This is a genomic window from Streptomyces sp. NPDC001941 (assembly GCF_040296945.1).
In the GTDB taxonomy this organism is placed as follows: Bacteria; Actinomycetota; Actinomycetes; order Streptomycetales; family Streptomycetaceae; genus Streptomyces.
Map to the genome: position 1 here is coordinate 195,306 of NZ_JBEOYE010000001.1, position 22,390 is coordinate 217,695.

The following is a 22,390-nucleotide window of genomic DNA, read 5'->3' on the forward strand; positions in this document are numbered from 1 at the left end:
CACGTGGAGTGACGGCCCCGCTCCCCCTTCCGCTCCCGGGCTGCGGACCGGCCGGGATTGTTCGAAAATTTCTTCTCGTGGGGCGATGAGTTCCGGCGAGGCGCCCTGTCTACCCCCTCGACAGCGCACCGAGCGCTACGAGAGCCACGAGAGCCGCGACGGAAGAGAGACCACGCCATGTCCCACCCCCAGATGATCTTCGTGAACCTCCCCGTGAAGGACCTGTCGACGTCCAGGACCTTCTGGGAGGCGCTGGGCTACTCCTTCAACCCGCAGTTCAGCGATGACAACACCGCCTGTCTCGTCATCAGCGACACGATCTTCGCGATGCTGATGACCGAGGGCCGCTTCCGCGACTTCACCCAGCCCGGCAAGGACGTCGTCGACCCCGCCAAGGCCACCGAGGTCCTGATCTGCCTCAGCGCCGGCAGCCGCGAGCGCGTGGACGAGCTGTGCGACGCCGCCCTGGCCAACGGCGGAGCGCCCGCCAAGGACCCGCAGGACTACGGGATGATGTACGGCCGCTCCTTCCAGGACCCGGAGGGTCACCACTGGGAGGTCATGTGGATGGACCCGTCCCAGGTCCAGGGCTGACCCGGCAGGGCCCCGGACCCGCGAGCGGTGCGGGGCCCGCCGGGGCTACGCCGTCGCCAGGCCCTCGTACGTCACGCCGGTGAGCCGCTCCGAGGCTTCCCACAGCCGCTCACCGGCCGTGTCGTTCAGCGTCCACTTCGTCCGGTAGGAGGCCGCCGGCGCCCCGCGCCACGCCAGGACCCGGGGCCCCGTGAACGAGTCCGGCCGCACCCCCGGCGCCGTCGCCGCGAACAGCGTCGGCAGCGCGCCCGCCTCCGCCGGCTGCGCCAGCACCCGGTTGCCCAGTTCCGCCAGCCGCTCCACGACCCGGCGCCCCTCCATCCGGGCCCCCGCCGTCTGCAGGTTCGTCGCCGCGTACCCGGGGTGCGCCGCCGCGGCCACCACGTCCGACCCGGCCGCCGCGAGCCGCCGCGCCAGCTCGTGCACGAACAGCAGGTTCGCCGTCTTGGACCGCCCGTACGCCACCCACCGCTGGTAGCGCCGCTCGCTGTTGAGGTCGTCGATGTCGATGTTGGCGAGCGCGTGCAGCCCGCTGGAGACGCTCACTACGCGCGCGCCCTTGGCCGCGAGCAGCCGGGGGAGCAGCAGCCCGGTGAGGGCGAAGTGCCCCAGGTGGTTGACCCCGAACTGCGTCTCGAACCCGTCCGCCGTCCGCCCGTACGGCAGCGCCATCACCCCCGCGTTGTTCACCAGCAGGTCCAGCGAGTCGTACGGGAGCGAGGCCGCGAACTCCCGTACGGACCCCAGGTCGGCCAGGTCCAGCGGCCGGAACTCCGCCTCCCCGTCCGGCACTTCGGCCCGCACGTGCCGCTCGGCCTCCCGGCCCCGGGTCTCGCTGCGGCAGGCGAGCACCACACGCGCCCCGCGCCGCGCCAGCTCCCGGGCCGTGACCAGCCCGATCCCGCTGTTCGCCCCGGTCACCACGGCGGTGCGCCCGCCCAGGTCGGGGATGTCCCGCGTGCTCCAGCCCGTCATACGGCACTCCTCGGTCGAGGGATTCTCGGCCCCACGGTAGACGCCGCCCCCGACCCCGGCCGACCCGCACCCACCCCCTCCGGAAGCCCCGCGTCCGCCGGGATCCGGGGAGGGCCCGGCCAAATGCACAGGGAGGGCCGGCTGCACGAGGACCGGGTGCACGAGGACCGGCTGCGCAGGGCGGACCAGGTGCACCAGGACCGGCTGCGCAGGGCGGCCGGGTCAGGCCGACACCCCGCCGTCCACCACCAGGTCCGCCCCCACCACCGAGCCCGCGTCGTCCGAGGCGAGGTAGAGCACGGCGGCCGCGACCTCGTCGGTGGTGGAGACCCGGCCCAGCGGGGAGTCGCCCTTCATCCGTATCGCCCGCTCCACCTCGCTCTCGCCCGCCAGCAGCGACATCGCCGTGTCGGAGGCGCCCGGGCTGACCGCGTTGATCCGGATCCCGTCCTCGACGTGGTCCAGGGCGGCGGCCCGGGTCAGGGTGGACACGGCGGCCTTGGACACCGCGTAACCGGCGAGGCCCGGCAGCCGCTTGTGCGCCCCGAGGTTGGAGGCCACGTTCACGATGGCGCCCCCGCCGTGGGCCCGCATGTGGCCGATCTCGGCCTGGAGCGAGAACAGCACGCCCGTGACGTTGGTGTCGAGCAGCGCGCGCCAGTCCTCCTCGGGCAGGTCGGCGACCGGCAGCCCGGCCCGCAGGACGCCCGCGTTGTTCACGGCGACGTCGAGCCCGCCGAACCGGGCGACCACGGCGGCCACCAAGTCCCGCACCTGGGTGGCGACGCCGACGTCGGCGGTGAACGCCTCGGCGGTCCCGCCGGCGGCCTCGATCAGGGCCACCGTCTCGTCGAGCGGTGCGGCGGACCGGCCCGCCACGGCGACCCGGGCCCCCTCGGCGGCGAAGGCGAGGGCGATGGCCCGGCCGAGGCCGGAGCCGCCACCGGTGACGAGGACGGTCTTGTCGGTGAAGCGGGTGCGGATGGACATGGGAACTCCGTATGGTGTCGTGCGGCCCGGGAGGGCCGAGTGTGTCGAATGCACTGGACGTGCTGGACATGCTGGATGTGCTGTCTGTGCTGGACGTGCCAGCCGTTGGTGTGAGAGTCCGGTGCGGGGTGCGGGCCCGGTGGCTACCGGGTGAGCCGCAGTGCCCCTGCCAGGAGGGCGAAGGCCGCCGCGGTCGCCGCGAGCGACGCGGTGTCCCCGCCGAGGGTGAGCAGGAGGGCGAACAGGACGGTCGGGCCGCACTCCATCGCCGTGTTCAGGACGCCGCCCGCGAGTCCGGTGCGGTGCGCCGGGACGCCCTCGGTGGCGAGGACCGCGGCCCCCGCGAAGGACGCGGCGGATCCGGCGGGCAGCAGCAGGAGCCCGGGCAACAGGGCGGTGGCGTACGGCAGCTGGGGGTTCGTCCCGGTGGCGGCGAGGAGGGCGAGGCCCGCCGCCCCGGTGGCCAGGCCCCCGGCGGTCACGGCCCGGGCCCCGAACCGGGATATCAGCGGTCCTGCCGCCCGGCCCGCCAGGAGCAGGACGAGCGCGAAGGGGACGAAGGCGCCGGAGACGGCCAGGGCGGAGTAGCCGCGCTCCTCCTGGAGCGCCAGCGAGAACAGGACGAACGCCGTCGCCGTCCCCGCCGCCGTGAGCGCCACCGCCGCCAGGCCCAGCAGTCGCCGCCGGTCCCGCAGGAAGTCCGGTGGCAGCAGCGGGTCACGGGCGCGCCGCTCGACGAGGGGGAAGGCGACCAGCAGCGCGACCCCGCCGACCGCGGGCGCCGCCGACCCGGTCACCAGGCCGTAGCTGGCGAGGATGATCCCGGCGGTCGCCAGCGCGGCGCCGGTGACGTCGAGGGAGCGGCCGGGCCCCGGCGGGGTGGCGGGCAGCAGCCGGGGCGCGAGCGCCAGGGCCACGGCGGCCGTGGCGAGCGGTACCGCGAAGGTCCAGCGCCAGGACAGGGCGGCCGACACGGCCCCTGAGCCCAGGTTGCCCGCGGTGGCGCCGAGCACGGAGAGCCCGCCCCAGGTGGCCATCGCCCTGCCGTGGGCGAGGGGCGAGGGGAACAGGGCGCGCAGCACGCCCATCGCGGCCGGGGCGACGAGCGCGGCGCCGACGCCCTGCGCGAACCGGGCGGTGAGCAGCGTCCCGTACCCCTGCGCGAGCGGGCCGAGCGCGGAGGCCAGGGCGAAGACGACCAGGCCGGCGGTGAGGACGCGGCGCCCGCCGTACCGGTCGGTCAGCCGGCCGCCCAGGAGCAGCAGGCCCGCGAAGCTGAGCCCGTACGCCGTGGACAGCAGGAGCAGATCGGCCCGGTCGAGCCCGAACTCCCGCCCGATCCGGGGGAGCGGTACGGCGATCGCGGCGAGCGTGAAGATCAGTACGACCTGCACCGTGCCCAGCAGGGCGAAGCCGCCGCGCCGTCGGGTCACGGGCGCGGGCCGGACCGCTTCCGCCGGGCCCGCGCCCCGTGGCGCGACCTCCGGTACGTCCTCGCGCACGGCGCTCGGCACCGTCCGTCTCGCGCTGCTCGTCCCCCTGCTCATGGTCCCCCCTTTCATGATCCCCCTCTTTCTTGACCGATCGTTCTGTTATTTGGATAGGTGAAGGCCGGCTGCCCCGTTGTGAGGTCGGGGCGCCGGGTCCCGCTCGTGTGTCCGAACCGGTTCGGGCCGGTCCTGTTCGGTTCAGTCCAGCAGGGTCAGTGCCTGTTCCGCCGCGTCCCTGACCCGGTCCGGGTTCGTGGACGCCTTGCCCGTCACCCGCATGCCCTGGAACAGCACCAGGAACATCCGGGCCAGGGTGCGCGGGTCGCGGTCCCCGGGCAGTTCGCCCTGGGTCTGCGCCCGCACGAGCGCCGAGTGGAGCAGGGTCTCCAGGTGCTCCCAGCTCCGCTCCACGCGACGGGCGGCCAGGTCGTCGTGCGGGCCGAGCTCCGCCGCCGTGTTGGTGACGAAGCAGCCCGCCAGCCGCCGCTCCTCCGCGCTCGCCTCCGCCGCGAACCGGCGCACCACCGCCCGCACGGCCGGCAGGGCCGGTCCCGGCTGCGACAGCTCGGCGAGCAGGGTGTCGTCCCCTGACTCGCCGTACCGGTCCAGGGCCTTCAGGTACAGCTGGTGCTTGTTCCCGAAGGTCGCGTAGATGCTCGCGCGCCCGACTCCCAGGTGCTCGACGAGGTCCGCCATCGACGTCGCCTCGTAGCCGCGCTGCCAGAACAGGTCGAGTGCTGCCCGCAGCGCGGCCTCCGGATCGAATTCCTTGGTCCTGGCCACACCTTGACTCTAGGGCTTTCTGGAACGGCCGGTCAAGTAATCCGTTCGAGTGATCACCCCGCCGCCCGGCCCGGGCCGGGCGGGAACGGCCCTCACGCCGCCTCGGCCTCCTCGGCCTGCGCCTCCTCCGTGGCCCGCGCCGCGTCCCCGGCCACTCGCACCGCGAACACCGGCACCGCCACCCCCTCCTCGTCCAGGCACCGCCCCGACTCCAGGTCGAAGCGCTGCTTCAGCAGCGGCGACGCCACGAACGGGCGGCCGTCCGCCGACCCCACGAGCCCCCGCGAAAGGACCTGGGCCCCGGTGAAGGGGTCCTGGTTCCCGACCGCGTACACCCGGCCCGATCGGTCCCGGAACACCGCCGCCTGCGTCCCGTCCGGCAGCAGCGCCGCCACCCCCCTGCCCGGGGTCAGCCGCTCCCGCGCGCACACCGGCAACCAGCCGCCGCCGTAACCGAGTTCCAGGTTCATCGACCCACTGCTCCTTCCGGGGCCCGCGCGGCCTCCGCCACGCTCAGCACCCCCAGGTCCGGCTTGATCTGGCCGCGCTCCGGTACGAACCGGACCGTCGGGTCCGGCGTCCCCGGCGCGTTCACGAAGGACACGAAGCGGCCCAGGCGCTCGGGGTCCTCCAGCGTCTCGGCCCACTCGTCGCGGTAGCCCGCCACGTGCGCGGCCATCAGGGCCTCCAGCTCCCCGCACAGCCCCAGCGAGTCGTGCACCACCACGTCCCGCAGGTGGTCCAGGCCGCCCTCCAGGCGCTCCAGCCACGTCGAGGTGCGCTCCAGGCGGTCCGCCGTGCGGATGTAGAACATCAGGAACCGGTCGATCAGGCGCACCAGTTCGGCGTCGGACAGGTCCTGTGCCAGCAGGTCGGCGTGGCGCGGCGTCGCGCCGCCGTTGCCGCCCACGTAGAGGTTCCAGCCGTTCGCCGTGGCGATCACCCCGAAGTCCTTCGACTGCGCCTCCGCGCACTCGCGCGCGCAGCCCGACACCGCCGACTTCAGCTTGTGCGGGGCGCGCAGCCCCCGGTAGCGCAGCTCCAGGTCGATCGCCATGCGCACCGAGTCCTGCACCCCGTAGCGGCACCAGGTGCTCCCCACGCAGGACTTCACCGTGCGCAGCGCCTTGCCGTAGGCGTGCCCCGACTCGAAGCCCGCCGCCACCAGCCGGGCCCAGATCCTCGGCAGCTGGTCCACCCGCGCCCCGAACAGGTCGATGCGCTGCCCGCCCGTGATCTTCGTGTACAGCCCGAAGTCCCGGGCCACCTCGCCGATCACGATCAGCTTGTCCGGAGTGATCTCTCCGCCGGGGACGCGCGGCACGACCGAGTACGAGCCGTTGCGCTGGAGGTTCGCCAGGAAGTGGTCGTTGGTGTCCTGCAGGGCCGCCTGCTCCCCGTCCAGGATGTGCCCGCCGCCCAGGCCCGCCAGGATCGACGCCACGGCGGGCTTGCACACCTCGCAGCCCTCGCCCCCGCGCGCCTCCACGCGCGCGTGGGAGTCCAGGAGTTCGGCGAAGGACGTCAGCCGCAGGGTGCGCACGATCTCGTACACCTCCCCGCGCGTGTACGGGAAGCAGCCGCACAGGCCCTTGTCGGCGGGCTCCGGCAGCAGCTGTCCGATCACCTTCACGCAACTGCCGCAGCCGGTGCCCGCCTTGGTGCACTTCTTCACCTCGGGCAGCGTCGCGCACGCGGTGATGGCCTTCTTCGTCACGTTGTGGCAGCTGCACACCACCGCGTCGTCGGGCAGCGCGGAAGGCCCCAGCGCCACCGGAGCCCCGGCCCCCGCGGGGAGCACCAGGCGCTCGGGCGGGACGGGCGGTACGGAACCGGTCAGCGGGCGCAACAGCCCGTACGAGTCCGCGTCCCCGACCAGCACACCACCCAGCAGCACCCCCTCGCGGTCCACCACGAGCTTCTTGTAGACGCCCGACCGGGAGTCCGCGTAGACCACGTCCAGACAGCCCTCGGCCGCCCCGTGCGCGTCACCGAAGGACGCCACGTCCACCCCGAGCAGCTTCAGCTTCGTCGACGTGTCCGCCCCCGTGAACGGCCGCGGCTCCGCCGCCGCGACCACGGCCGCCGCCGTCTGCGCCATCTCGTAGCCCGGAGCCACCAGGCCGTACACCCGGCCGTCCGCCGCCAGCGCGCACTCACCGATCGCCAGCACCGCCGGGTCCGAGGTGCGGCACAGCTCGTCCACCACGATCCCGCCGCGCTCGCCCACCGCGAGCCCGCAGTCGCGCGCCAGCCGGTCGCTTGGCCGCACCCCGGCGGAGAACACCACGAGGTCCACCGCCAGTTCGGAACCGTCCGACAGGCGCATCCCGGCCGCCGCCCCGTCCCGCGTCAGCACCTCCTGGGTGCCCACGCCCGTGTGCACGTCCAGGCCCATGCCCTCGATGGTGCGCAGCAGCGCCGCCCCGCCGCCCTCGTCGACCTGCACCGGCATCAGCCGGGGCGCGAACTCGACCACGTGCGTGCGCAGTCCCAGGCCCTTCAGGGCGCCCGCCGCCTCCAGGCCGAGCAGCCCTCCGCCGACCACCGCGCCCGTACGCGCCGTCTTCGCGTACTCCTCGATTGCCAGCAGGTCCTCGATCGTGCGGTACACGAAGCACCCGCGCGCGTCCTTGCCCGGCACCGGAGGGACGAACGGGTACGAGCCCGTCGCGAGCACCAGGGTGTCGTACGCCACCACCCGCCCACCGCGCGTGGTGACCGTCCGGGCCGCCCGGTCCACCGACTCCACCGGATCGTCCAGACGGAGCTCGATCCCGTGCTCGTCCAGGAACCCCTCCGGGCACACGGACAGTTCGTCCGGGGTGCGGCCGTCGAAGTACGAGGACAGGCGCACCCGGTCGTAGGCCGCGCGCGGCTCCTCGCCGAGGACCACCACCCGGGTGCGCGCCGTCACCCCCCGGGCCGCCAGTTCCTCCAGGAACCGCTGTCCGACCATGCCGTGGCCGACCAGGACCAGGGTCTCGCGGGCGCCGGGGCGCGCCGGGGCCGGCGCGGCGCTGTGCTCCGCGGGGGTGTGCGGGGCAGGGACGTCGATGCTGTGCGGCTGCGGGGTGGTCATCTCTCAGGAGCCTCCGTCGTGGGTGAGCAGGTGGAGCAGCGGGGCCCCGGACAGGGCCTCGTCGCCCTCCCAGGCCCGGGCGAGCGCGCCGACGGCGCCGAGGTCGCCCAGCAGGACGCCGCCGACCAGCCGGTCGCCGCGCACGACGACCTTCCGGTACGCGCGGCGGGTGGCGTCGGCCAGTTGCACGACGTCGTCGCCGGGCCGTGGCGTGGCCTCGCCGAACGCCGCCAGGTCCAGCGCGGGCGCCCCGAGGGCGTCCAGGGTGAGCCGGGTGAGCGCGCGCGTGCCCCGGTAGCCCGTGCCGCCGCCGGTGAGCACGTCCGCGAGCGCGTCGGCCTGCTCCAGGGCGGCGCCGGCCAGTCCGTAGACGACGCCGCGGTGCTCCGCGCAGTCGCCGATCGCGTACACGGACGGGTCCGAGGTGCGCAGCTCGTCGTCGACCACGACCCCCCGGTCCACGGCGAGGCCCGCCTCCCGGGCCAGGCCGGTGCGCGGACGCACCCCGCAGGCCAGCACCACGACCTCCGCGTCGAGGACGTAGCCGTCGGCCAGTTCCACGCCGCTCACGGCACCGTCCCGTTCGCGCAGCGCACGTGCCCGGCACCGCGTGTGCACCTCCACGCCCAGCGCCTCGACGTGCCCGCGCACCAGACCGGACGCGACCGCGTCCAGCTGTCGTTCCATCAGGTGCTCGCCCTGCTGGGCCAGCACCACCTCGGCGCCCCGGGCCGCCAGCGCCCGCGCCGCGGACACCCCGAGCAGCCCGCCGCCGATCACGACCGCGCGGACCCCGGGCCGTACCGCCGAGGCCAGCGCCAGGCAGTCGTCGAGCGTACGGAACGGGTGCACGCCCTCCGGCAGGGTGCCGCCCGCCACCCGCAGCGGCGGCAGCACCGGGTTCGACCCGGTCGCGAGGACCAGCCGGTCGTACCCCGTCTCGCTGCCGTCGTCGCCGTGCACCACCCTCGCCGTCCGGTCCACCCGCACCGCCCGTACTCCGCGCAGCGTCCGTACGGGCGGCGCGGGCAGGGCGATGACCTCGGGCGCGTACCGTCCGGCCAGGACGCTGCCGAGGAGCACCCGGTTGTAGGGGGCGTGCGGTTCCTCGCCGAGCAGGGTCACGTCCCACCCGCCGGGGAGCCGCTGGGCGAGCCGCGCCCCCGCGCTCCCGCCCCCGACCACCACGATCCGTTCGCTCATGACGGCAGCGTGCGGGCCGGGTGTTACCCGTCGGGATCCCGTCTGTTTCCCGTACGGAACGCTGATCTCATTCCGGGCGGGCGGACGTTGTGAGGGTTTGCATTAATCGACGGTTGGCCCTTCCTCAAGAGGGCCTTAAGGATCGTCAGGAATGCTCTGACCAGCCGTTTGTGACCGCATGGCGGGCCTAGTGTGCGGGCCGTGACGATCGAGGCGACCGACCGCGAACTCGCCGGCTATCCGGCGTTGACGGCCTACCTCTCCCAGCGTCCCCGGCCGTCGGGACGACGCGGGGGAGAGGGGCGGGGAACCGACCGGAGGGCAGCACGCGCGACAGAGGGACGTGCGGCGCGAGGCGGGCAGACGGTGACCGTCCGCGCCCCCGGGGACGAGCACCTGTCGGCCGGAGGACCGGCCGCGGCCGACCGACGCGACACCGCGCCCCGCCCCGCCCCGGACGCACGCGGAACCATCACCGGACCCGCCCCGGACACACGCCCCGCCACCGCACGCCCCGCCGTCGTGCGGCCCGGCGCCCCGCGGGTGGCGCCCGGACAGCTGTGGGGCGGGATCGTCGCGGGCGCCGGGGGAGTGTCCGCGCTGTGGGGCGTCCAGGCCGAACCGTCCGCGCGGCTGGACGCCCTGTTCGCCACCGGCGCCCATCTGACCGGTCTGCTCGCCGGGTACGGCATCCTCGTCCTGCTGCTCCTGATGGCCCGCGTCCCCGCCATCGAGCACGGCGTCGGGGCCGACCAGCTCGCCCGCTGGCACGCGCGCGGCGGCCGCGCCGTACTGTCCCTCGTCGCCGCCCACGCCCTCCTCGCCCTGTGCGGGTACGCCGCCCACACCCGTACCGACCTGCTCGCCGCCACCCGCGAACTCCTCGGCTACGGAGGCATCGCCGCCGCCACCGCGGGCACCGCGCTCCTCGTCGCCGTCGGCATCACCTCCGCGCGCGCCGCCCGCCGCCGCCTCCCGCACGAGGCCTGGCGCGCCGTCCACCTGCTCAGCCTGGTCGCCGTGGCGCTCGCCTTCGGGCACCAGCTGGTCGGCCCGGACGTCGCGGGCAGCGTCCCGGCCGCCTGGCTCTGGGCGATGCTGCACGCCACCGTCGCCGTACTGCTCCTCTGGTACCGCCTCGTCGTCCCCGCCCGCCAGGCCCTGCGCCACGACCTGAGAGTCCTCGACGTCCGCAGGGAGGGCCCCGACGCGGTGTCCGTCACCGTGCGCGGCACCGGCCTCGACCGGCTGCGCGCGGAGCCCGGACAGTTCCTGCGCTGGCGCTTTCTGCAGCGCGGCCTCTGGTACACCGCCCTGCCGTTCTCCCTATCGGCGCCCGCCCGCGACGACACCCTGCGCATCACGGTGAAGGCCATCGGCGTGCACACGCGCCGGATGCGCAGGCTCAGGACCGGCACCCGGGTGCTCGCCACCGGCCCGTTCGGCGCGCTCACCGCCCACCGCAGGGCCCGCCGCAAGGTGCTGCTCATCGCGGGCGGCGTCGGCATCACCCCGCTGCGGGCCCTGTTCGAGACGCTGCCCGGCGCCCCGGGCGACCTCACCCTCCTGTACCGCGCCAACAACGCCTCCCAGCTCGTCCTGCGCGACGAGCTCGACGCCATCGCCCGCACCCGCGGCGCCGCGCTGCACTACCTCCTGGGCCCCTCCGACGCCCCCTTCGACCCGCTGGCGCCCCGGGCCCTGCGCGACCTGGTCCCCGACCTGGCCGCCCACGACGTGTACCTGTGCGGACCGCCCGGCATGGCCGACGCCGCGACGGCGGCACTCGTCCGCGCCGGTGTCCCCGCCCACCGCGTCCACAGCGAGAACTTCACCAGCTGACCCGCCCGCGTCCCGCGTCCGCCTCCAGCAAGGAACCGCCGTGTCCCGCCACCGCAGAGCGCCCCGCCCCTTCCTTCCGCTGTCCGTGTCACTTCCCCTCCCCTCACTTCCCCTCCCCGTCGAGCTGGCCCGACGGTCCCTCGCCGCGGGGCTGCTGGGTGCCAGCGCCCTCGCGGCGACCCTGCTCACCGCTTCCGTGACCCCGGCCTCCCCGCCCGCCCCGGACCGCGCGCCCGCCGCGGGAACCTCTGACCTTGCTCAACTCCCCGGGCGTTGATGGACGTCACGACCGTCCCGTCCATAGGGTCATGACCATGCCCGACATATCGCTGACCGTGCTCGTCGTCCTGTGCGCCGCCGCCGCGATGGCGGGGTGGATCGACGCCGTGGTGGGCGGCGGCGGGCTCCTGCTGCTGCCCGCCCTCCTGCTCGGTCTCCCGCACGTCCCGGCCGCCCACGTCCTGGGCACCAACAAGGCGGTCGCCATCGTCGGCACCACCGGCGCCGCCGTCACGTACGTCCGCAGGACCCCCGTCCGGGTCGGCACGGCGGTACGGATCGGACTCGCCGCCCTCGTCGGCTCGATGGCCGGGGCCTCGCTCGCCGCGGGGATCAGCAGCGACGTGCTCCGCCCGGTCATCATGGTCGTCCTGCTCGGCGTCGCCGCGTTCGTGCTGCTGCGCCCCTCCTTCGGGACCGCCAAGGCCGGCACCCCGCCCACCCGCTCCCGCGTGGTGGCCGCGATCGTCCTGGTCGGCGGCGGCATCGGCTTCTACGACGGCCTCTTCGGCCCCGGCACCGGCACCTTCCTGGTCCTCGCCCTCACCGCCGTGCTCCACCTCGACCTGGTGCACGCCTCGGCCACCGCGAAGATCGTCAACGTCTGCACCAACGTGGGCGCCCTCATCACCTTCAGCATCCAGGGCTCGGTCCTGTGGCAGCTGGCCGCCGTGATGGCCGTCTTCAACCTCGCGGGCGGGCTCATCGGCGCCCGCATGGCCCTGCGCAAGGGCTCGGAGTTCGTCCGCGGGGTCCTTCTCGTCGTGGTGTTCTCGCTGGTCGCCAAGCTCGCCTTCGACCAGTGGTCCGGCTGACCCGCACCCACCCAGGCCCCACCGCGGGCCCGTGCAGGCCCCTCAGGGCCCCTCCACGGCCCCCTCAGGGCCCTCCCCGGCCCCGGCGGCCTCAGGGGCTCCCGGCCCCGGCGTCCGTGCCTCAGCGCACGCCGATCAGGTGCGCGTACGCCACCACGTTGCCCTGGTAGCCCGTCTTCTTCGAGAAGCCGCCGCCGCAGGTGATGACCCGCAACTCGGCCCGGTCGGCGGCGCCGTACACCTTCCGGTCGGGGAAGTCCTCGTTCTCGTAGACCTCGACCGCGTCGACCGCGAAGACCGCCGTCCTGCCGTCCTTGCGGTCGACCTCGACGCGATGGCCCTTCTTGAGCGCCCCCAGCGCGTAGAAGACCGCAGGGCCCTGGGCGTTGTCGACGTGCCCCGCCACGATCGCGGTGCCCCTGGCGCCGGGCGGAGTGCCGTCCTTGTACCAGCCGGCCATGTTCCGGTTCCCGGCCGGCGGCACGTCCAGGCTGCCGTCCGCCCCCAGACCGAGCCGCATCACCGGGGCGTCGACCTCGATGGCGGGGATCCGCATCCGGACGGGCGCGGAGGGCCCGAGCGGTGCGGCGGCCGGCGCGGTGTGGCGCTGGGGTCCCGCGGCGAACGCCTCCGCCGAGGACGGCACCGGGGGAGTGACGTCCTCCGCGCCGTTCTGCACCAGCCAGATGCCGACGCACGCGGCGGCCACCATGCCCCAGACGGTGCCCTTGCTGCTCATGCGGTCCCCCCTGGAGTCGGCTGCGGAGTCGGCTGCGGGCCGCACGCGGTGCCGGCGGCCGGATCGGACGGATCGTCGGTGCTCCCCGAAGCCCCTCCGCTCGCTCTCGGGTACGAGACGGAGGGGCGGGGACGGCGGTACGGGACGGTGGAGACCGGTCCCGTTCAGCTGCCCTGCGCGCCGCTCGCCCGGCGGCGCAGGACCCAGGTACCGCCGACGGCGGCCGCGGCGAGAACCGCCGCGCCCACCGCGATCTGGGTGGTGTCCGGGCCGACGCTGCCGCCGATGCCCGTCTTCACGTGCCCGTGCGGGCCGCCGCCCTGCTCGACGGTCAGGCTGCCGGAGGCCGTCTTGCCGTTGTCGCAGGCGACGGCGATCTCGTAGCGGCCCGGCGCGGCACCGTGCGGGATCGTGAACTGTCCGACCACGACCTCCTTGTGCGTGCTGCTCGCCAGCTGGAAGTCGCCGGCCCCCAGGGCCCTGGCGTCGCCCACGCCGTGGCCGTTGGAGCCGCAGGCTGTGGTGTTGACGGTGACCGTGGTGCCCGGCGCGGCGGACGAGGGGTACACCTCCAGCGCGTCGTAGTCCCCCGCGTACGCGACCGGTGCGAGGAACGCGCCGAGCGCGGTGGCCGACAGCGCGGTACCGGTGAGCAGACGGGCAGTGGTGCGCATGGGGTCCTCCGGGGCCGGCGGCGGGCGGGACGTGGAGCCGTCCCGGGGGACCGTGGGGTCTCCTTGTCTCCGAGGTAAGGGCCAGTACGGAGGGCACGCCTGCTGAAGGTCTGTCAGATTCCGGGCCGACCTCGGCGTGTCGCGCTGGACGGAAGGAGTCTCCGCAGGTCAGAGCGGGTGACGGGTAATCAGCTGACGGGCCGTGCGAACGGGTGACGCGGCGACGCGTCAGGCCCCCGGCCGCCCCGCGTTCCGTATCCGGCCCCCACGCGCGCGTACGCCCCCGGCCGCCCCCGGGCAGCCGCCCTCAGATCACGTCCCACTCCACCGCCTCGTACTCCGCGCGCACCCGCGCCACCAGCTCCTCGTCCACCTCGAAGGCGTACGAGAGCGAACGCCAGGGCACCTCCACCGACCGGACGGGCGCCAGGCCCTGCGAGTTCGTCACGAACGCCGAGCGGTAGGCCCCCAGGTCGTCCACCGTCACCCTGCGCCGTGCGGACGGCAGGCGCGGTGCCAGCACGGCCATCGTCATGCCGAGCAGGCTCGGCGCCTGCGGCCACACCAGGCAAGTGCCGTCCCAGAAGGCCACATTGGTGATCGCGCCTTCCGTCACCGTCCCGTCGGGCAGGGTGAGCAGCGCCTCGTCGTACCCCTCGCGCAGGGCCGCCCGCCAGTGGTGGGCCTGGCCGAAGCCGCCCAGGTGCTTGATGTGCGCGACCTCGCGCGCGTGCTCCACCGCCACCAGCCGCTTGGGGGCGGGGTCCATGGTCTGGGGCGGGCGCACGATCACCATCAGCGACGCCTGCCCGTACCCCTGCGGCCAGTGCACGTGCACCCGGACCGAGGCGTCGCGCAGGTCGGCCGTGGCGAGCGCGTGCCGGACGTGCTCGCGCACGCGCGTGCCGTCCAGTTCCGCGCCGAACAGTTCACGCGTGGCCTCGTCCAGGCGGCGCAGGTGGTGGGCGAGGCCGCGCACCCGGCCGTCCCTGACCTGCATGGCCGTGAAGTGTCCGTAGTTGTCGAGGAGCCGGGCGGCCAGCAGGTCCGCGGTGGCGTGCTCCCCGTCGATCTCCATGTGCGGCAGCGTCATCCGGCCACCGTACGACCGGCCGTCGCGGGCGTGCGCCGGAGGGGTGATCACGTCCGCCGGACCGGGCTTGCGGACGGGGCTTGACCTCAAGTCCGCTTGAGGTACCACCCTCGTGCCCATGGACACCGACACGCCCCAGAACCCCGCCGTTCCCGCCCCGAAGCCCCTCACGCTGACGCTCGTCGTCGGCTCCAACCGGGACGGCCGCTTCGGCCCCGTCATCGCCGACTGGTTCCTCGCCCGCGCCGCGCTCCACGACGGCTTCCGCATCCAGGTCGTCGACCTCGGCGAGGACGAGCTGCCCGCCGCCCTCTCGCACAGCCCCTCGCCCGAAGCCCTCGCCCAGCTCGCCAGGGTCACCCCCAAACTGGCCGCGTCCGACGCCTTCGTCGTGCTCACCCCCGAGTACAACCACTCCTTCCCCGCGCCCCTGAAGAACCTCATCGACTGGCACTTCACCGAGTGGCAGGCCAAGCCCGTCGGGTTCGTGTCGTACGGAGGGATCTCCGGCGGCCTGCGCGCGGTGGAGCACCTGCGGCAGGTCTTCGCCGAACTGCACGCCGTCACCGTCCGCGACACGGTCTCCTTCCACAACGCGCACGGACAGTTCGGCGAGGACGGGGAGCACCGGGAGCCCGAGGGGCCCGAGGCGGCCGTCAAGACGATGCTGGACCAGCTGGCGTGGTGGGGGCACGCACTGCGCACGGCGCGCGACGAGCGCCCGTACGGTGCCTGACCGTCCCGCCCTCAGCCGCCCTCCTCGCCGAGCACGGCCCCCGGCAGCACCACCGTCGCCATCGCACCGCCGTCGGGCGCGTTGGCCAGCTCCACGCGCGCGCCGATCACCTGGGCCTGGCCCAGGGCGATCGTCAGGCCGAGGCCCGTACCCTGACCGCGTTCGGCGGCGCCGGTCAGGAAGCGCTGCGGGCCGTTCTCCAGCAGGTGTCCGGGGAACCCGGGCCCGTGGTCGCGCACGGTCACCCGGGTGCCGTCGATGAGGACCTCGACCGGGTCGCCGCCGTGCCGCCTGGCGTTGACCAGGAGGTTGGCCACGATCCGCTCCAGGCGGCGCGCGTCCGTGCGCACCAGGGTGGGCTCCGTGCTCTCGAACTCGGCGGTGAACCCGCAGCCCCGCACGATCTTGTGCGTCAGCGGGCCCAGCGGGTGCACGTCCATCTCCGGCCGCTCCGCGTCGGCGTCGAGCCGGGCCACCTCCAGGAGGTCCTCGGTGAGGGTGCGCAGGGCCGCCACGCGGTCGCGCACCAGCTCGGTGGGGCGGCCGGGCGGCAGCAGCTCGGCGGCCGTGTGCAGGCCCGTCAGCGGGGTGCGCAGCTCGTGCGCGACGTCCGCGGTGAACCGCTGCTCGGCCTCGATGCGTTGCTGGAGCGAGGCGGCCATCGTGTCCACGGCGGAGGCCAGTTCGGCGACCTCGTTGCCGCAGGCGACCTCGCCGGCCTCCCGGTCCGGACGGTGCCTGCCGTACGCGCGCGGTGACCGTTCGTCCGGCGGAAGGGGGCCCGCGCCCCCGGCCGGGACGTCGCCGTACCCGCCGATGCGCGCGTCCAGCTCGCCCTGGCTGATGCGCCGGGCCGTCGCCGCGGCCGTGCGCAGCTCCCGGCTGAGCCTGCTGGAGAGGGCGGCCCCACCGAGTGCGGCCAGCGCCACCACGACGATGCCGAAGGCGACCAGCTTGCGGTCCAGTTCGGCCAGTTCCGCCCGCTCTTCCGTCAGCGGCAGCCGTACGGAGAGCACCTGGTTCCCGACGGGGCGCGCGGCCCAGACGGCGGGGGCCGGGCCGCCGAGCCGGACGTAGGTGTTGCGCTGTCCCGCGCGCGCGGACGCGCGCAGCGCGGCGGGCAGGCCGGGGCAGTCCAGCTCGGAGGCGGTGTCCTCCCTGTCGACCGTGCCCGTCAGGACGTACAGCTGACGCACCCGCACCAGCTGGGCCACGGCCGAGGAGCGGGCCGCGGAGACGACCTGGTCGGTGCGCGCCTGGTGGATCAGCAGGCCGATGGCGACGGCGACCAGCGCGCACCCTCCGGCCAGCAGGGCGGCGATCTTCCAGCGCAGGCTGACGCGGCGGCCGGGGAACGACGGCGCGCGGACCGTCCGCGGCACCGCGTGGGGCAGTCGGAACCTCATGGCCGGGTGACCCGCTTGTCCACGGACTTGGGGAACTTCTTGTCGTCGCCGCGGGCGGCCAGCCGGCGGCCGTTCCAGTGGTAGCGCACGGCCTGTTCGGCGCCGTCCCCGACCGCCGTGCGGACCACCAGATCGGTCCCGACGACCTCCGCCGAGAGGTGACGGCCGGCGGTGTACAGGACGGGCACCACCTTGCCGTCGCGGGCCGTGTAGACGACCAGGGCGGTGCGCCCGCTCTCCAGGTCGGCCGCGACGATCAGCTCGCGCTCGCCGTCGCCCGTGAGGTCGCGCAGCAGCGGCGGGCGCACCCCCGCCTTGCCGGGGCCGGTGATCAGGCCGCGCTGGCAGATCGTCTTCAGCCGCGGGTCGGCCCGCACGATCGTCCGGACGTCCATCGCGGCGAGCCCGCCCCTGGGCACCCGGGGCGCCGCCGCCAGGGGCTTGGGGGGCGCCTGCCGGGCGGCGGCGTCCGCGCCCGGCTGGTCGGGGGCGAGGGACGACCACGCGGGCCACAGGCTCTCAGGGCGCGGCTGCGGTGACACGCGCTCGGCGAGTTCGCCCGCGCCGAGCCCGGTGGGCGCGCCGCAGCCGCTGAGCAGCAGGACGCCGACGACCGTGGCGAGGGTCGTCAGCGTCCACAGGGCGAAGCGGGAACGGTGGGTCATAGCGTCTTCTGGGTGGGGGGCGGTGGTCACCTCCGACGCTAGGAAGCAGCTGTCACGAACACCGGGACGTTGTGTAACAGCCTGCGTAAGGTGCGCCGTGAACCACAGGAAGGGGACTTAGGTCCCGCCCTTCCGTCCGTCTTCCGGGCACTCTTTCGGGACGCCCCTTCCGGCCTTCCGGGAGACCCCTGTCATGCCACCCCGTTGGTGACATCCCTTTGGTGTCACCCCGACCGTCCCGTGCCTCCGCCCTCCGCGCGAGGCGCGCCCGTGGAAGGAAGCCGCCCCGTGACCCCGCCCCCGGCCGTCCTCACCGTCCTGACCACCGTCGACAGCGCGGAGAGCGCCGAGGCGCTCGCGCGCGGCGCCGTGGAGGCCCGCCTCGCCGCCTGCGCCCAGGTCTCGGGACCCGTCACGTCCGTCTACCACTGGCAGGGGGCGGTGGAGACGGCCCGGGAGTGGCAGGTCCTGCTGAAGACCACCGAGGCCGTCTACCCGGCCCTGGAGGCCCACCTGAAGGCCGCGCACGACTACGACACCCCCGAGATCATCGCCACCCCCGTGGTGCGGGGGAGCGCCGCGTACCTGGAGTGGGTCGCGGCCGAGACGGCCGCCCGGTGAGCACGCGCGCGCTGCCGTTCTTCGTGTACGGGACGCTGCGCCCGGGGGAGGGCAACCACGACCGGTTCCTGCGCGGCCGGACGGTCGCCGAGGAGCCCGCCGTACTGCACGGCGCGCTGCTGTACGACGGTCCCGGCTACCCGTTCGCGCTGCCCGGCGACGGGGCGGTGCGGGGCGAGCTGGTGACCGCGGCGGACGAAGGGTACGGCGCCCTGCTCCGCGTACTGGACGAGCTGGAGGAGTACTTCGGCCCGGGGCACCCGCTGAACGTCTACGCGCGCGTGGAGCGCGACGTCGTACGGGAGCGGGACGGCGCCACCGTGCGCGCCTGGGTCTACTTCGCGGCGCCCGGCGTCCCCACCGGCCCCGCGATAGCGGCCGGCGACTGGCTCACCCGTCCCGTTCCACCGCTTCCAGGCGCACCGCGCACACCTTGAACTCGGGCATCCGCGACACCGGGTCGAGCGCCGGGTTGGTCAGCGTGTTGGCGCGGCCCTCGCCCGGCCAGTGGAACGGCATGAACACGGTGTCCGCACGGATGCCCGGGGTGATGCGCGCCGGTGCCACGGCCCTGCCGCGCCGCGAGACGACCGCCACCTGCTCCCCCTCGGCGACCCCCAGGCGCGCGGCCAGGCGCGGGTGGAGCTCCACGAACGGGCCCGGCGCGGCGGCGTTCAACTCGGCCACCCGCCGGGTCTGGGCGCCCGACTGGTACTGCGCCACCACCCGGCCGGTCGTCAGGACCACCGGGTACTCGGCGTCGGTCTCCTCGGCCGCCGGACGGTGCGCGACCGCCACGAACCGCGCGCGCCCGTCGGGCGTGGCGAACCGGTCGAGGAACAGGCGAGGCGTCCCGGGGTGCGGCGTGCCGCCCGGCTCCTCGCGCGGGCAGGGCCAGAACACCCCGTCCTCGCGCGCGATGCGCTCGTAACTGATCCCGGAGTAGTCCGCGGCGCCGCCCTCGGACGCCCGCCGCAGCTCCTCGAACACCTCCCGCGGCTCGGCGGGGAACCCCTTCGCGTGCCCCAGGAGCCCCGCCAGGGCGCCCAGCACGTCCAGGTCGCCGCGCACCCCGGGCGGAGGCGCCAGCGCCCTCCTGCGCAGCAGCACGCGGCCCTCCAGGTTCGTCAGGGTGCCCGTCTCCTCCGCCCACTGCGTCACCGGCAGGACCACGTCCGCCAGCCGCGCCGTCTCCGAGAGCACCACGTCGGCGACGGCGAGGAAGTCCAGGGAGCGCAGCCGCTCCTCCACGTGCGCGGCGCGCGGTGCCGACACCACCGGGTTGGAGCCCATCAGGAGCAGGGCCCTGACGTCCGTGCCGAGCGCGTCGAGGAGTTCGTACGCGCTGCGCCCCGGACCCGGCAGGGTGTCCGCCTCCACGCCCCACACCCGGGCCACGTGCGCCCGCGCGGCCGGGTCGTCGAGCTTGCGGTAGCCGGGCAGCTGGTCGGCCTTCTGGCCGTGCTCGCGCCCGCCCTGGCCGTTGCCCTGCCCGGTCAGGCAGCCGTACCCCGACAGCGGGCGCCCGGCGCGGCCGGTGGCCAGGCACAGGTTGATCCACGCCCCGACGGTGTCCGTGCCCTTGGACTGCTGCTCGGGCCCGCGCGCGGTGAGCACCATGGCGGACGGCGCGTCGCAGAACATCCGTACCGCCTCGCGCAGTTGCGGCACCGGTACGCCCGTGATCCGCTCCACCAGCTCCGGCCAGTGCGCCATGGCGGCCGCCCGTGCCTCGGGCCAGCCGCTGGTGCGGGCCGCGATGAACTCCTCGTCCGTGCGCCCCTGGGACACGACCAGGTGCAACAGGCCGAGCGCCAGCGCCAGGTCCGTGCCGGGGCGCGGCGACAGGTGCAGGTCGGCCTGCTCGGCCGTGCGGGTGCGGCGGGGGTCGACGACGATCAGCCGGCCGCCGTTCTCGCGCAGTTCGGTCAGGTAGCGCAGGGCGGGCGGCATCGTCTCGGCGAGGTTGGAGCCGACCAGGACCACGCACCCGGTGCGCGGGACGTCGGCCAGCGGGAAGGGCAGGCCGCGGTCGAGGCCGAACGCCCGCTGGTGGGCGGCGGCGGCCGACGACATGCAGAAGCGCCCGTTGTAGTCGATCTGCGAGGTGCCCAGGACCACCCGGGCGAACTTCCCGAGGGCGTAGGCCTTCTCGTTGGTCAGGCCGCCGCCTCCGAACACCCCCACCGCGTCCGGGCCGTGCGTCGCGCGGGTGCGCCGCAGCCCGTCCGCGAGCACCTTCAGGGCCTCGTCCCACCCGGCCGGTTCGAGGCGCCCGGTGGCGGGGTCGCGCAGCAGGGGCGTGGTGAGCCGGGCGCTCGCGGAGAGCAGGGCCGTCGACGTGCGGCCCTTGCCGCACAGGGCGCCCTGGTTGACGGGGAAGTCGGGGCGCTCCACGACCTCGACGGCCACGGTCCCGCCGTCCCGCACGGATGCCCCGGTCTCCCCGGGTGCCGCGCCCCGCTCCGGCCCGGCCACGCGGAGGTTCATGCCGCACTGCAGCGCGCAGTAGGGGCAGTGGGTGGGGGTGAGGGGCGCTTCGGAGGGTGCGGGCATGTCCCGAAGCGTGCGTCGCGCGTGTTACGGCACCGGACGGCCCGTATTACGCCCCCGGTACACCTGGCTCCGCGCGGGGCGGCACGGGCCGTGAGGGGAGCGGCTCGCAGGGGCCACGGCTCACGTCCGTACGGCCATCGGCTCACACGGGAAGCGGTTCACGTCCGCACGGTCGCCGCCCGGAGGGGCGCCGTTCACCCCCGTACGGTTGCCACCCGCAGGGGCCACGGCCCACGTCCGTACGGTCATCGGCCCGACCCGTACACCTGTCGGCACGGCTCAGTCCTTCTTGCCCAGTGCCTCCGCCACGCCCCCCTCCTTGCCCCCCAGGAAGTGCGGGTCGGGCTTGAGGCCCGCGTCGAGGGCCGCCTTGCCCGCGGCGGCCAGCTCGCGGACCCCGCCGTAGTACCAGACCGAGTCGTGCGGCTCGCTCACCCCGACGCCGTACGAGTCGACCCCGGCGGCCTGGCACAGGGCGATCGCCCGGCGGATGTGGAAGCCCTGGGTCACCAGCACCGCGCGGTCGACGCCGAAGATCTTCTTGGCGCGCACGCACGAGTCCCAGGTGTCGAAGCCCGCGTAGTCGCTCACGATCCGTGCGTCCGGCACGCCCTTCTTCGCCAGGTACGCGCGCATGGCGTCCGGTTCGTCGTACTCCACGCGGCTGTTGTCGCCGGTGACCAGGACCACGCGCACCTTGCCCGCGCGGTACAGCTCCGCCGCGGCGTCCAGCCGGTGCGCCAGGTACGGGGTGGGGCGCCCCTTCCAGAGGCCGGCGCCGAAGACCACGGCGACGTCTCGCGCGGGCACCTGCGCGGTGGTGCGCACCCGGGCGTCGGCGGTCGTGTGCATCCAGGTCGCGGGCGCCAGGGCGAGCACGCACGCGACCATGAGGGCCTGGACGATCCGCCGTTGGGTGCGCCGGGTCCTGGGCAGCAGGCGTGGCATGGAATTCCCCCCGTGTTCGCGAACGTCCCGCCGACGGTAGCCGCCGGGACCGACGGCCACCGGACGCTGCGGAGGTCCGGGGCCGTTCACCGGGTGAGACGGCGGGACGCGCTCAGAGGTTCGTCGAAGGGGCGGCCGGAGGGTGTGGGCCTGGTCTCCTTCCGTACAGGACCACCGCCAGGGCCGCCCCCAGGCCGCCGCCGAGCAGCTGGGCCGCGATGAAGCCGGGGGCCGACGCCGGGGCGATCCCGGTGAACGAGTCGGTGAGGACCCTGCCGACGGTCGCGGCCGGGTTGGCGAACGAGCCGGAGGAGGTGAACCAGATGGCCGCCGCGATGTACGCGGAGACGGCGACCGGGGCGAGCCGGGCCCTGCCGATGCGGTCGAGGCCGAGGACGAGCAGGACGAGCCCCGCGGTGGCGACGGTCTCGCCGAGCAGCAGGTGCCCGGCGGAGCGCACCTGGGTCGACCAGCTGCCGGCCCACAGCAGGCTGGGGGAGCGGCCGTACATCGCCTCGGCGAGCAGGGCGCCCGCGACGGCGCCGGCGAGCTGGGCCGCGATGTAGGAGGCGACCTCGCGCGCGGTGAGGGCCGTGGTGCCGCCGCGCCGGGACCACCAGGCGGAGAGGGTGACGACCGGGTTGAGGTGGGCGCCGGAGACCGGTCCGAACAGGGCGATGAGCAGCCCGAGTCCGATCGCGGAGGCCAGCGAGTTGGCGAGCAGGCGCACGCCGACGTCGGGGCTCAGGCCGGTCGCCTGGAGGCCCGAACCGATGATGACGGCCACGAGCGCGCCGGTGCCGACGAACTCGGCGACCGTGCGGCGTGACAGATCTGGATTCAACACAACGGAAAATATATTCCGCAGTGTGGAATGTGGGGAAGGGGTGAACGGGACG

21 protein-coding genes are annotated in these 22,390 nt (G+C 74.8%); 6 read left to right on the forward strand and 15 right to left on the reverse strand.

Annotation, left to right across the window (positions count from 1 at the left end):
- The first annotated feature begins 177 nt into the window (after positions 1 to 177).
- The gene (locus ABT160_RS00820) at positions 178 to 594 is read left to right on the forward strand and encodes a VOC family protein (RefSeq protein ID WP_351641779.1); all 417 of its coding nucleotides are present in this window, start codon (positions 178 to 180) and stop codon (positions 592 to 594) included.
- A 45-nt stretch (positions 595 to 639) separates the two neighbouring features.
- Here the strand turns inward: ABT160_RS00820 and ABT160_RS00825 are convergent, their stop codons facing one another.
- From ABT160_RS00825 to ABT160_RS00855, 7 genes are all read right to left on the reverse strand, one after another.
- A complete protein-coding gene (locus tag ABT160_RS00825; protein ID WP_351641781.1) occupies positions 640 to 1,569 on the reverse strand; it encodes an oxidoreductase in 930 nt (309 codons plus the stop codon).
- 222 nt (positions 1,570 to 1,791) lie between these two features.
- On the reverse strand, positions 1,792 to 2,553 hold the full coding sequence (locus ABT160_RS00830) for an SDR family NAD(P)-dependent oxidoreductase (RefSeq protein ID WP_351642212.1): 762 nt from the start codon (positions 2,551 to 2,553) through the stop codon (positions 1,792 to 1,794).
- A 149-nt stretch (positions 2,554 to 2,702) separates the two neighbouring features.
- Positions 2,703 to 4,106, reverse strand: a complete 1,404-nt coding sequence (locus ABT160_RS00835) for an MFS transporter (RefSeq protein ID WP_351641784.1) — start codon at positions 4,104 to 4,106, stop codon at positions 2,703 to 2,705.
- Between the two features lie 141 nt (positions 4,107 to 4,247).
- Entirely contained in the window at positions 4,248 to 4,832 is a 585-nt protein-coding gene (locus ABT160_RS00840) for a TetR/AcrR family transcriptional regulator (protein ID WP_351641787.1), read from the reverse strand.
- Between the two features lie 92 nt (positions 4,833 to 4,924).
- Positions 4,925 to 5,302, reverse strand: a complete 378-nt coding sequence (gene nirD / locus ABT160_RS00845; protein ID WP_351641789.1) for a nitrite reductase small subunit NirD — start codon at positions 5,300 to 5,302, stop codon at positions 4,925 to 4,927.
- Positions 5,299 to 7,791: a nitrite reductase large subunit NirB gene (gene nirB / locus ABT160_RS00850; RefSeq protein WP_351642215.1), complete on the reverse strand. Its 2,493-nt coding sequence runs from the start codon at positions 7,789 to 7,791 to the stop codon at positions 5,299 to 5,301. The genes nirD and nirB overlap by 4 nt, the downstream gene beginning before the upstream one ends.
- A 126-nt stretch (positions 7,792 to 7,917) precedes the next feature.
- Entirely contained in the window at positions 7,918 to 9,117 is a 1,200-nt protein-coding gene (locus tag ABT160_RS00855; RefSeq protein ID WP_351641791.1) for an NAD(P)/FAD-dependent oxidoreductase, read from the reverse strand.
- Between the two features lie 522 nt (positions 9,118 to 9,639).
- Between ABT160_RS00855 and ABT160_RS00860 the strand changes: the two genes are divergently transcribed.
- Together ABT160_RS00860 and ABT160_RS00865 are read left to right on the forward strand one after the other, a co-directional pair.
- Positions 9,640 to 10,959 (forward strand): ferredoxin reductase family protein, encoded by a 1,320-nt coding sequence (locus ABT160_RS00860; RefSeq protein WP_502984145.1) that lies wholly within the window; start codon positions 9,640 to 9,642, stop codon positions 10,957 to 10,959.
- A 314-nt stretch (positions 10,960 to 11,273) separates the two neighbouring features.
- Positions 11,274 to 12,053, forward strand: coding sequence for a TSUP family transporter (locus tag ABT160_RS00865; protein WP_351641796.1), 780 nt, complete (start codon positions 11,274 to 11,276; stop codon positions 12,051 to 12,053).
- Between the two features lie 121 nt (positions 12,054 to 12,174).
- Here ABT160_RS00865 and ABT160_RS00870 read toward each other — a convergent pair whose 3' ends face one another.
- The 3 genes from ABT160_RS00870 to ABT160_RS00880 form a co-directional block, all read right to left on the reverse strand.
- Complete coding sequence (locus ABT160_RS00870) at positions 12,175 to 12,792, reverse strand: class F sortase (RefSeq protein ID WP_351641799.1); 618 nt, start codon at positions 12,790 to 12,792, stop codon at positions 12,175 to 12,177.
- Positions 12,793 to 12,956: 164 nt separating this feature from the next.
- On the reverse strand, positions 12,957 to 13,466 hold the full coding sequence (locus ABT160_RS00875; protein WP_351641801.1) for a GVDTG sorting domain-containing protein: 510 nt from the start codon (positions 13,464 to 13,466) through the stop codon (positions 12,957 to 12,959).
- Positions 13,467 to 13,773: 307 nt separating this feature from the next.
- Positions 13,774 to 14,559 (reverse strand): aminotransferase class IV, encoded by a 786-nt coding sequence (locus ABT160_RS00880; RefSeq protein WP_351641804.1) that lies wholly within the window; start codon positions 14,557 to 14,559, stop codon positions 13,774 to 13,776.
- 118 nt (positions 14,560 to 14,677) lie between these two features.
- On the opposite strand from ABT160_RS00880, the gene ABT160_RS00885 reads away from it, so the two are divergent.
- Positions 14,678 to 15,295, forward strand: a complete 618-nt coding sequence (locus tag ABT160_RS00885) for an NADPH-dependent FMN reductase (RefSeq protein ID WP_351641807.1) — start codon at positions 14,678 to 14,680, stop codon at positions 15,293 to 15,295.
- Positions 15,296 to 15,306: 11 nt separating this feature from the next.
- On the opposite strand, the gene ABT160_RS00890 is transcribed toward ABT160_RS00885, so the two are convergent.
- Positions 15,307 to 16,701: a sensor histidine kinase gene (locus ABT160_RS00890; protein WP_351641809.1), complete on the reverse strand. Its 1,395-nt coding sequence runs from the start codon at positions 16,699 to 16,701 to the stop codon at positions 15,307 to 15,309.
- Positions 16,698 to 17,366 carry a hypothetical protein gene (locus tag ABT160_RS00895; protein ID WP_351641811.1) on the reverse strand — a complete coding sequence of 223 codons (669 nt, stop codon included), beginning with the start codon at positions 17,364 to 17,366 and terminating at the stop codon, positions 16,698 to 16,700. Before ABT160_RS00895 ends, ABT160_RS00890 begins: the two co-directional genes overlap by 4 nt.
- A gap of 288 nt (positions 17,367 to 17,654) precedes the next feature.
- Between ABT160_RS00895 and cutA the strand changes: the two genes are divergently transcribed.
- Together cutA and ABT160_RS00905 are read left to right on the forward strand one after the other, a co-directional pair.
- Positions 17,655 to 17,987, forward strand: coding sequence for a divalent-cation tolerance protein CutA (gene cutA, locus ABT160_RS00900; RefSeq protein WP_351641814.1), 333 nt, complete (start codon positions 17,655 to 17,657; stop codon positions 17,985 to 17,987).
- On the forward strand, positions 17,984 to 18,424 hold the full coding sequence (locus ABT160_RS00905; RefSeq protein ID WP_351641817.1) for a gamma-glutamylcyclotransferase family protein: 441 nt from the start codon (positions 17,984 to 17,986) through the stop codon (positions 18,422 to 18,424). Before cutA ends, ABT160_RS00905 begins: the two co-directional genes overlap by 4 nt.
- Here the strand turns inward: ABT160_RS00905 and ABT160_RS00910 are convergent.
- From ABT160_RS00910 to ABT160_RS00920, 3 genes are all read right to left on the reverse strand, one after another.
- Positions 18,378 to 20,543, reverse strand: coding sequence for a molybdopterin oxidoreductase family protein (locus ABT160_RS00910; protein WP_351641819.1), 2,166 nt, complete (start codon positions 20,541 to 20,543; stop codon positions 18,378 to 18,380). The genes ABT160_RS00905 and ABT160_RS00910 overlap by 47 nt on opposite strands.
- 279 nt (positions 20,544 to 20,822) lie before the next feature.
- The gene (locus ABT160_RS00915; protein WP_351641821.1) at positions 20,823 to 21,491 is read right to left on the reverse strand and encodes a SanA/YdcF family protein; all 669 of its coding nucleotides are present in this window, start codon (positions 21,489 to 21,491) and stop codon (positions 20,823 to 20,825) included.
- 112 nt (positions 21,492 to 21,603) lie between these two features.
- A complete protein-coding gene (locus tag ABT160_RS00920) occupies positions 21,604 to 22,338 on the reverse strand; it encodes an aquaporin (RefSeq protein ID WP_351641823.1) in 735 nt (244 codons plus the stop codon).
- Between the last annotated feature and the right edge of the window lie 52 nt (positions 22,339 to 22,390).

What these genes read in the sequence shown, in the direction of transcription:
- ABT160_RS00820 (WP_351641779.1), top strand. Translation starts at nt 178, where the DNA reads ATGTCCCACCCCCAGATGATCTTCGTGAACCTCCCCGTGAAGGACCTG.
- ABT160_RS00825 (WP_351641781.1), bottom strand. Translation starts at nt 1,569, where the DNA reads ATGACGGGCTGGAGCACGCGGGACATCCCCGACCTGGGCGGGCGCACC.
- ABT160_RS00835 (WP_351641784.1), bottom strand. Translation starts at nt 4,106, where the DNA reads ATGAGCAGGGGGACGAGCAGCGCGAGACGGACGGTGCCGAGCGCCGTG.
- nirD (WP_351641789.1), bottom strand. Translation starts at nt 5,302, where the DNA reads ATGAACCTGGAACTCGGTTACGGCGGCGGCTGGTTGCCGGTGTGCGCG.
- nirB (WP_351642215.1), bottom strand. Translation starts at nt 7,791, where the DNA reads ATGGTCGGACAGCGGTTCCTGGAGGAACTGGCGGCCCGGGGGGTGACG.
- ABT160_RS00855 (WP_351641791.1), bottom strand. Translation starts at nt 9,117, where the DNA reads ATGAGCGAACGGATCGTGGTGGTCGGGGGCGGGAGCGCGGGGGCGCGG.
- ABT160_RS00865 (WP_351641796.1), top strand. Translation starts at nt 11,274, where the DNA reads ATGCCCGACATATCGCTGACCGTGCTCGTCGTCCTGTGCGCCGCCGCC.
- ABT160_RS00870 (WP_351641799.1), bottom strand. Translation starts at nt 12,792, where the DNA reads ATGAGCAGCAAGGGCACCGTCTGGGGCATGGTGGCCGCCGCGTGCGTC.
- ABT160_RS00875 (WP_351641801.1), bottom strand. Translation starts at nt 13,466, where the DNA reads ATGCGCACCACTGCCCGTCTGCTCACCGGTACCGCGCTGTCGGCCACC.
- ABT160_RS00880 (WP_351641804.1), bottom strand. Translation starts at nt 14,559, where the DNA reads ATGACGCTGCCGCACATGGAGATCGACGGGGAGCACGCCACCGCGGAC.
- ABT160_RS00885 (WP_351641807.1), top strand. Translation starts at nt 14,678, where the DNA reads ATGGACACCGACACGCCCCAGAACCCCGCCGTTCCCGCCCCGAAGCCC.
- ABT160_RS00890 (WP_351641809.1), bottom strand. Translation starts at nt 16,701, where the DNA reads ATGAGGTTCCGACTGCCCCACGCGGTGCCGCGGACGGTCCGCGCGCCG.
- ABT160_RS00895 (WP_351641811.1), bottom strand. Translation starts at nt 17,366, where the DNA reads ATGACCCACCGTTCCCGCTTCGCCCTGTGGACGCTGACGACCCTCGCC.
- ABT160_RS00910 (WP_351641819.1), bottom strand. Translation starts at nt 20,543, where the DNA reads ATGCCCGCACCCTCCGAAGCGCCCCTCACCCCCACCCACTGCCCCTAC.
- ABT160_RS00915 (WP_351641821.1), bottom strand. Translation starts at nt 21,491, where the DNA reads ATGCCACGCCTGCTGCCCAGGACCCGGCGCACCCAACGGCGGATCGTC.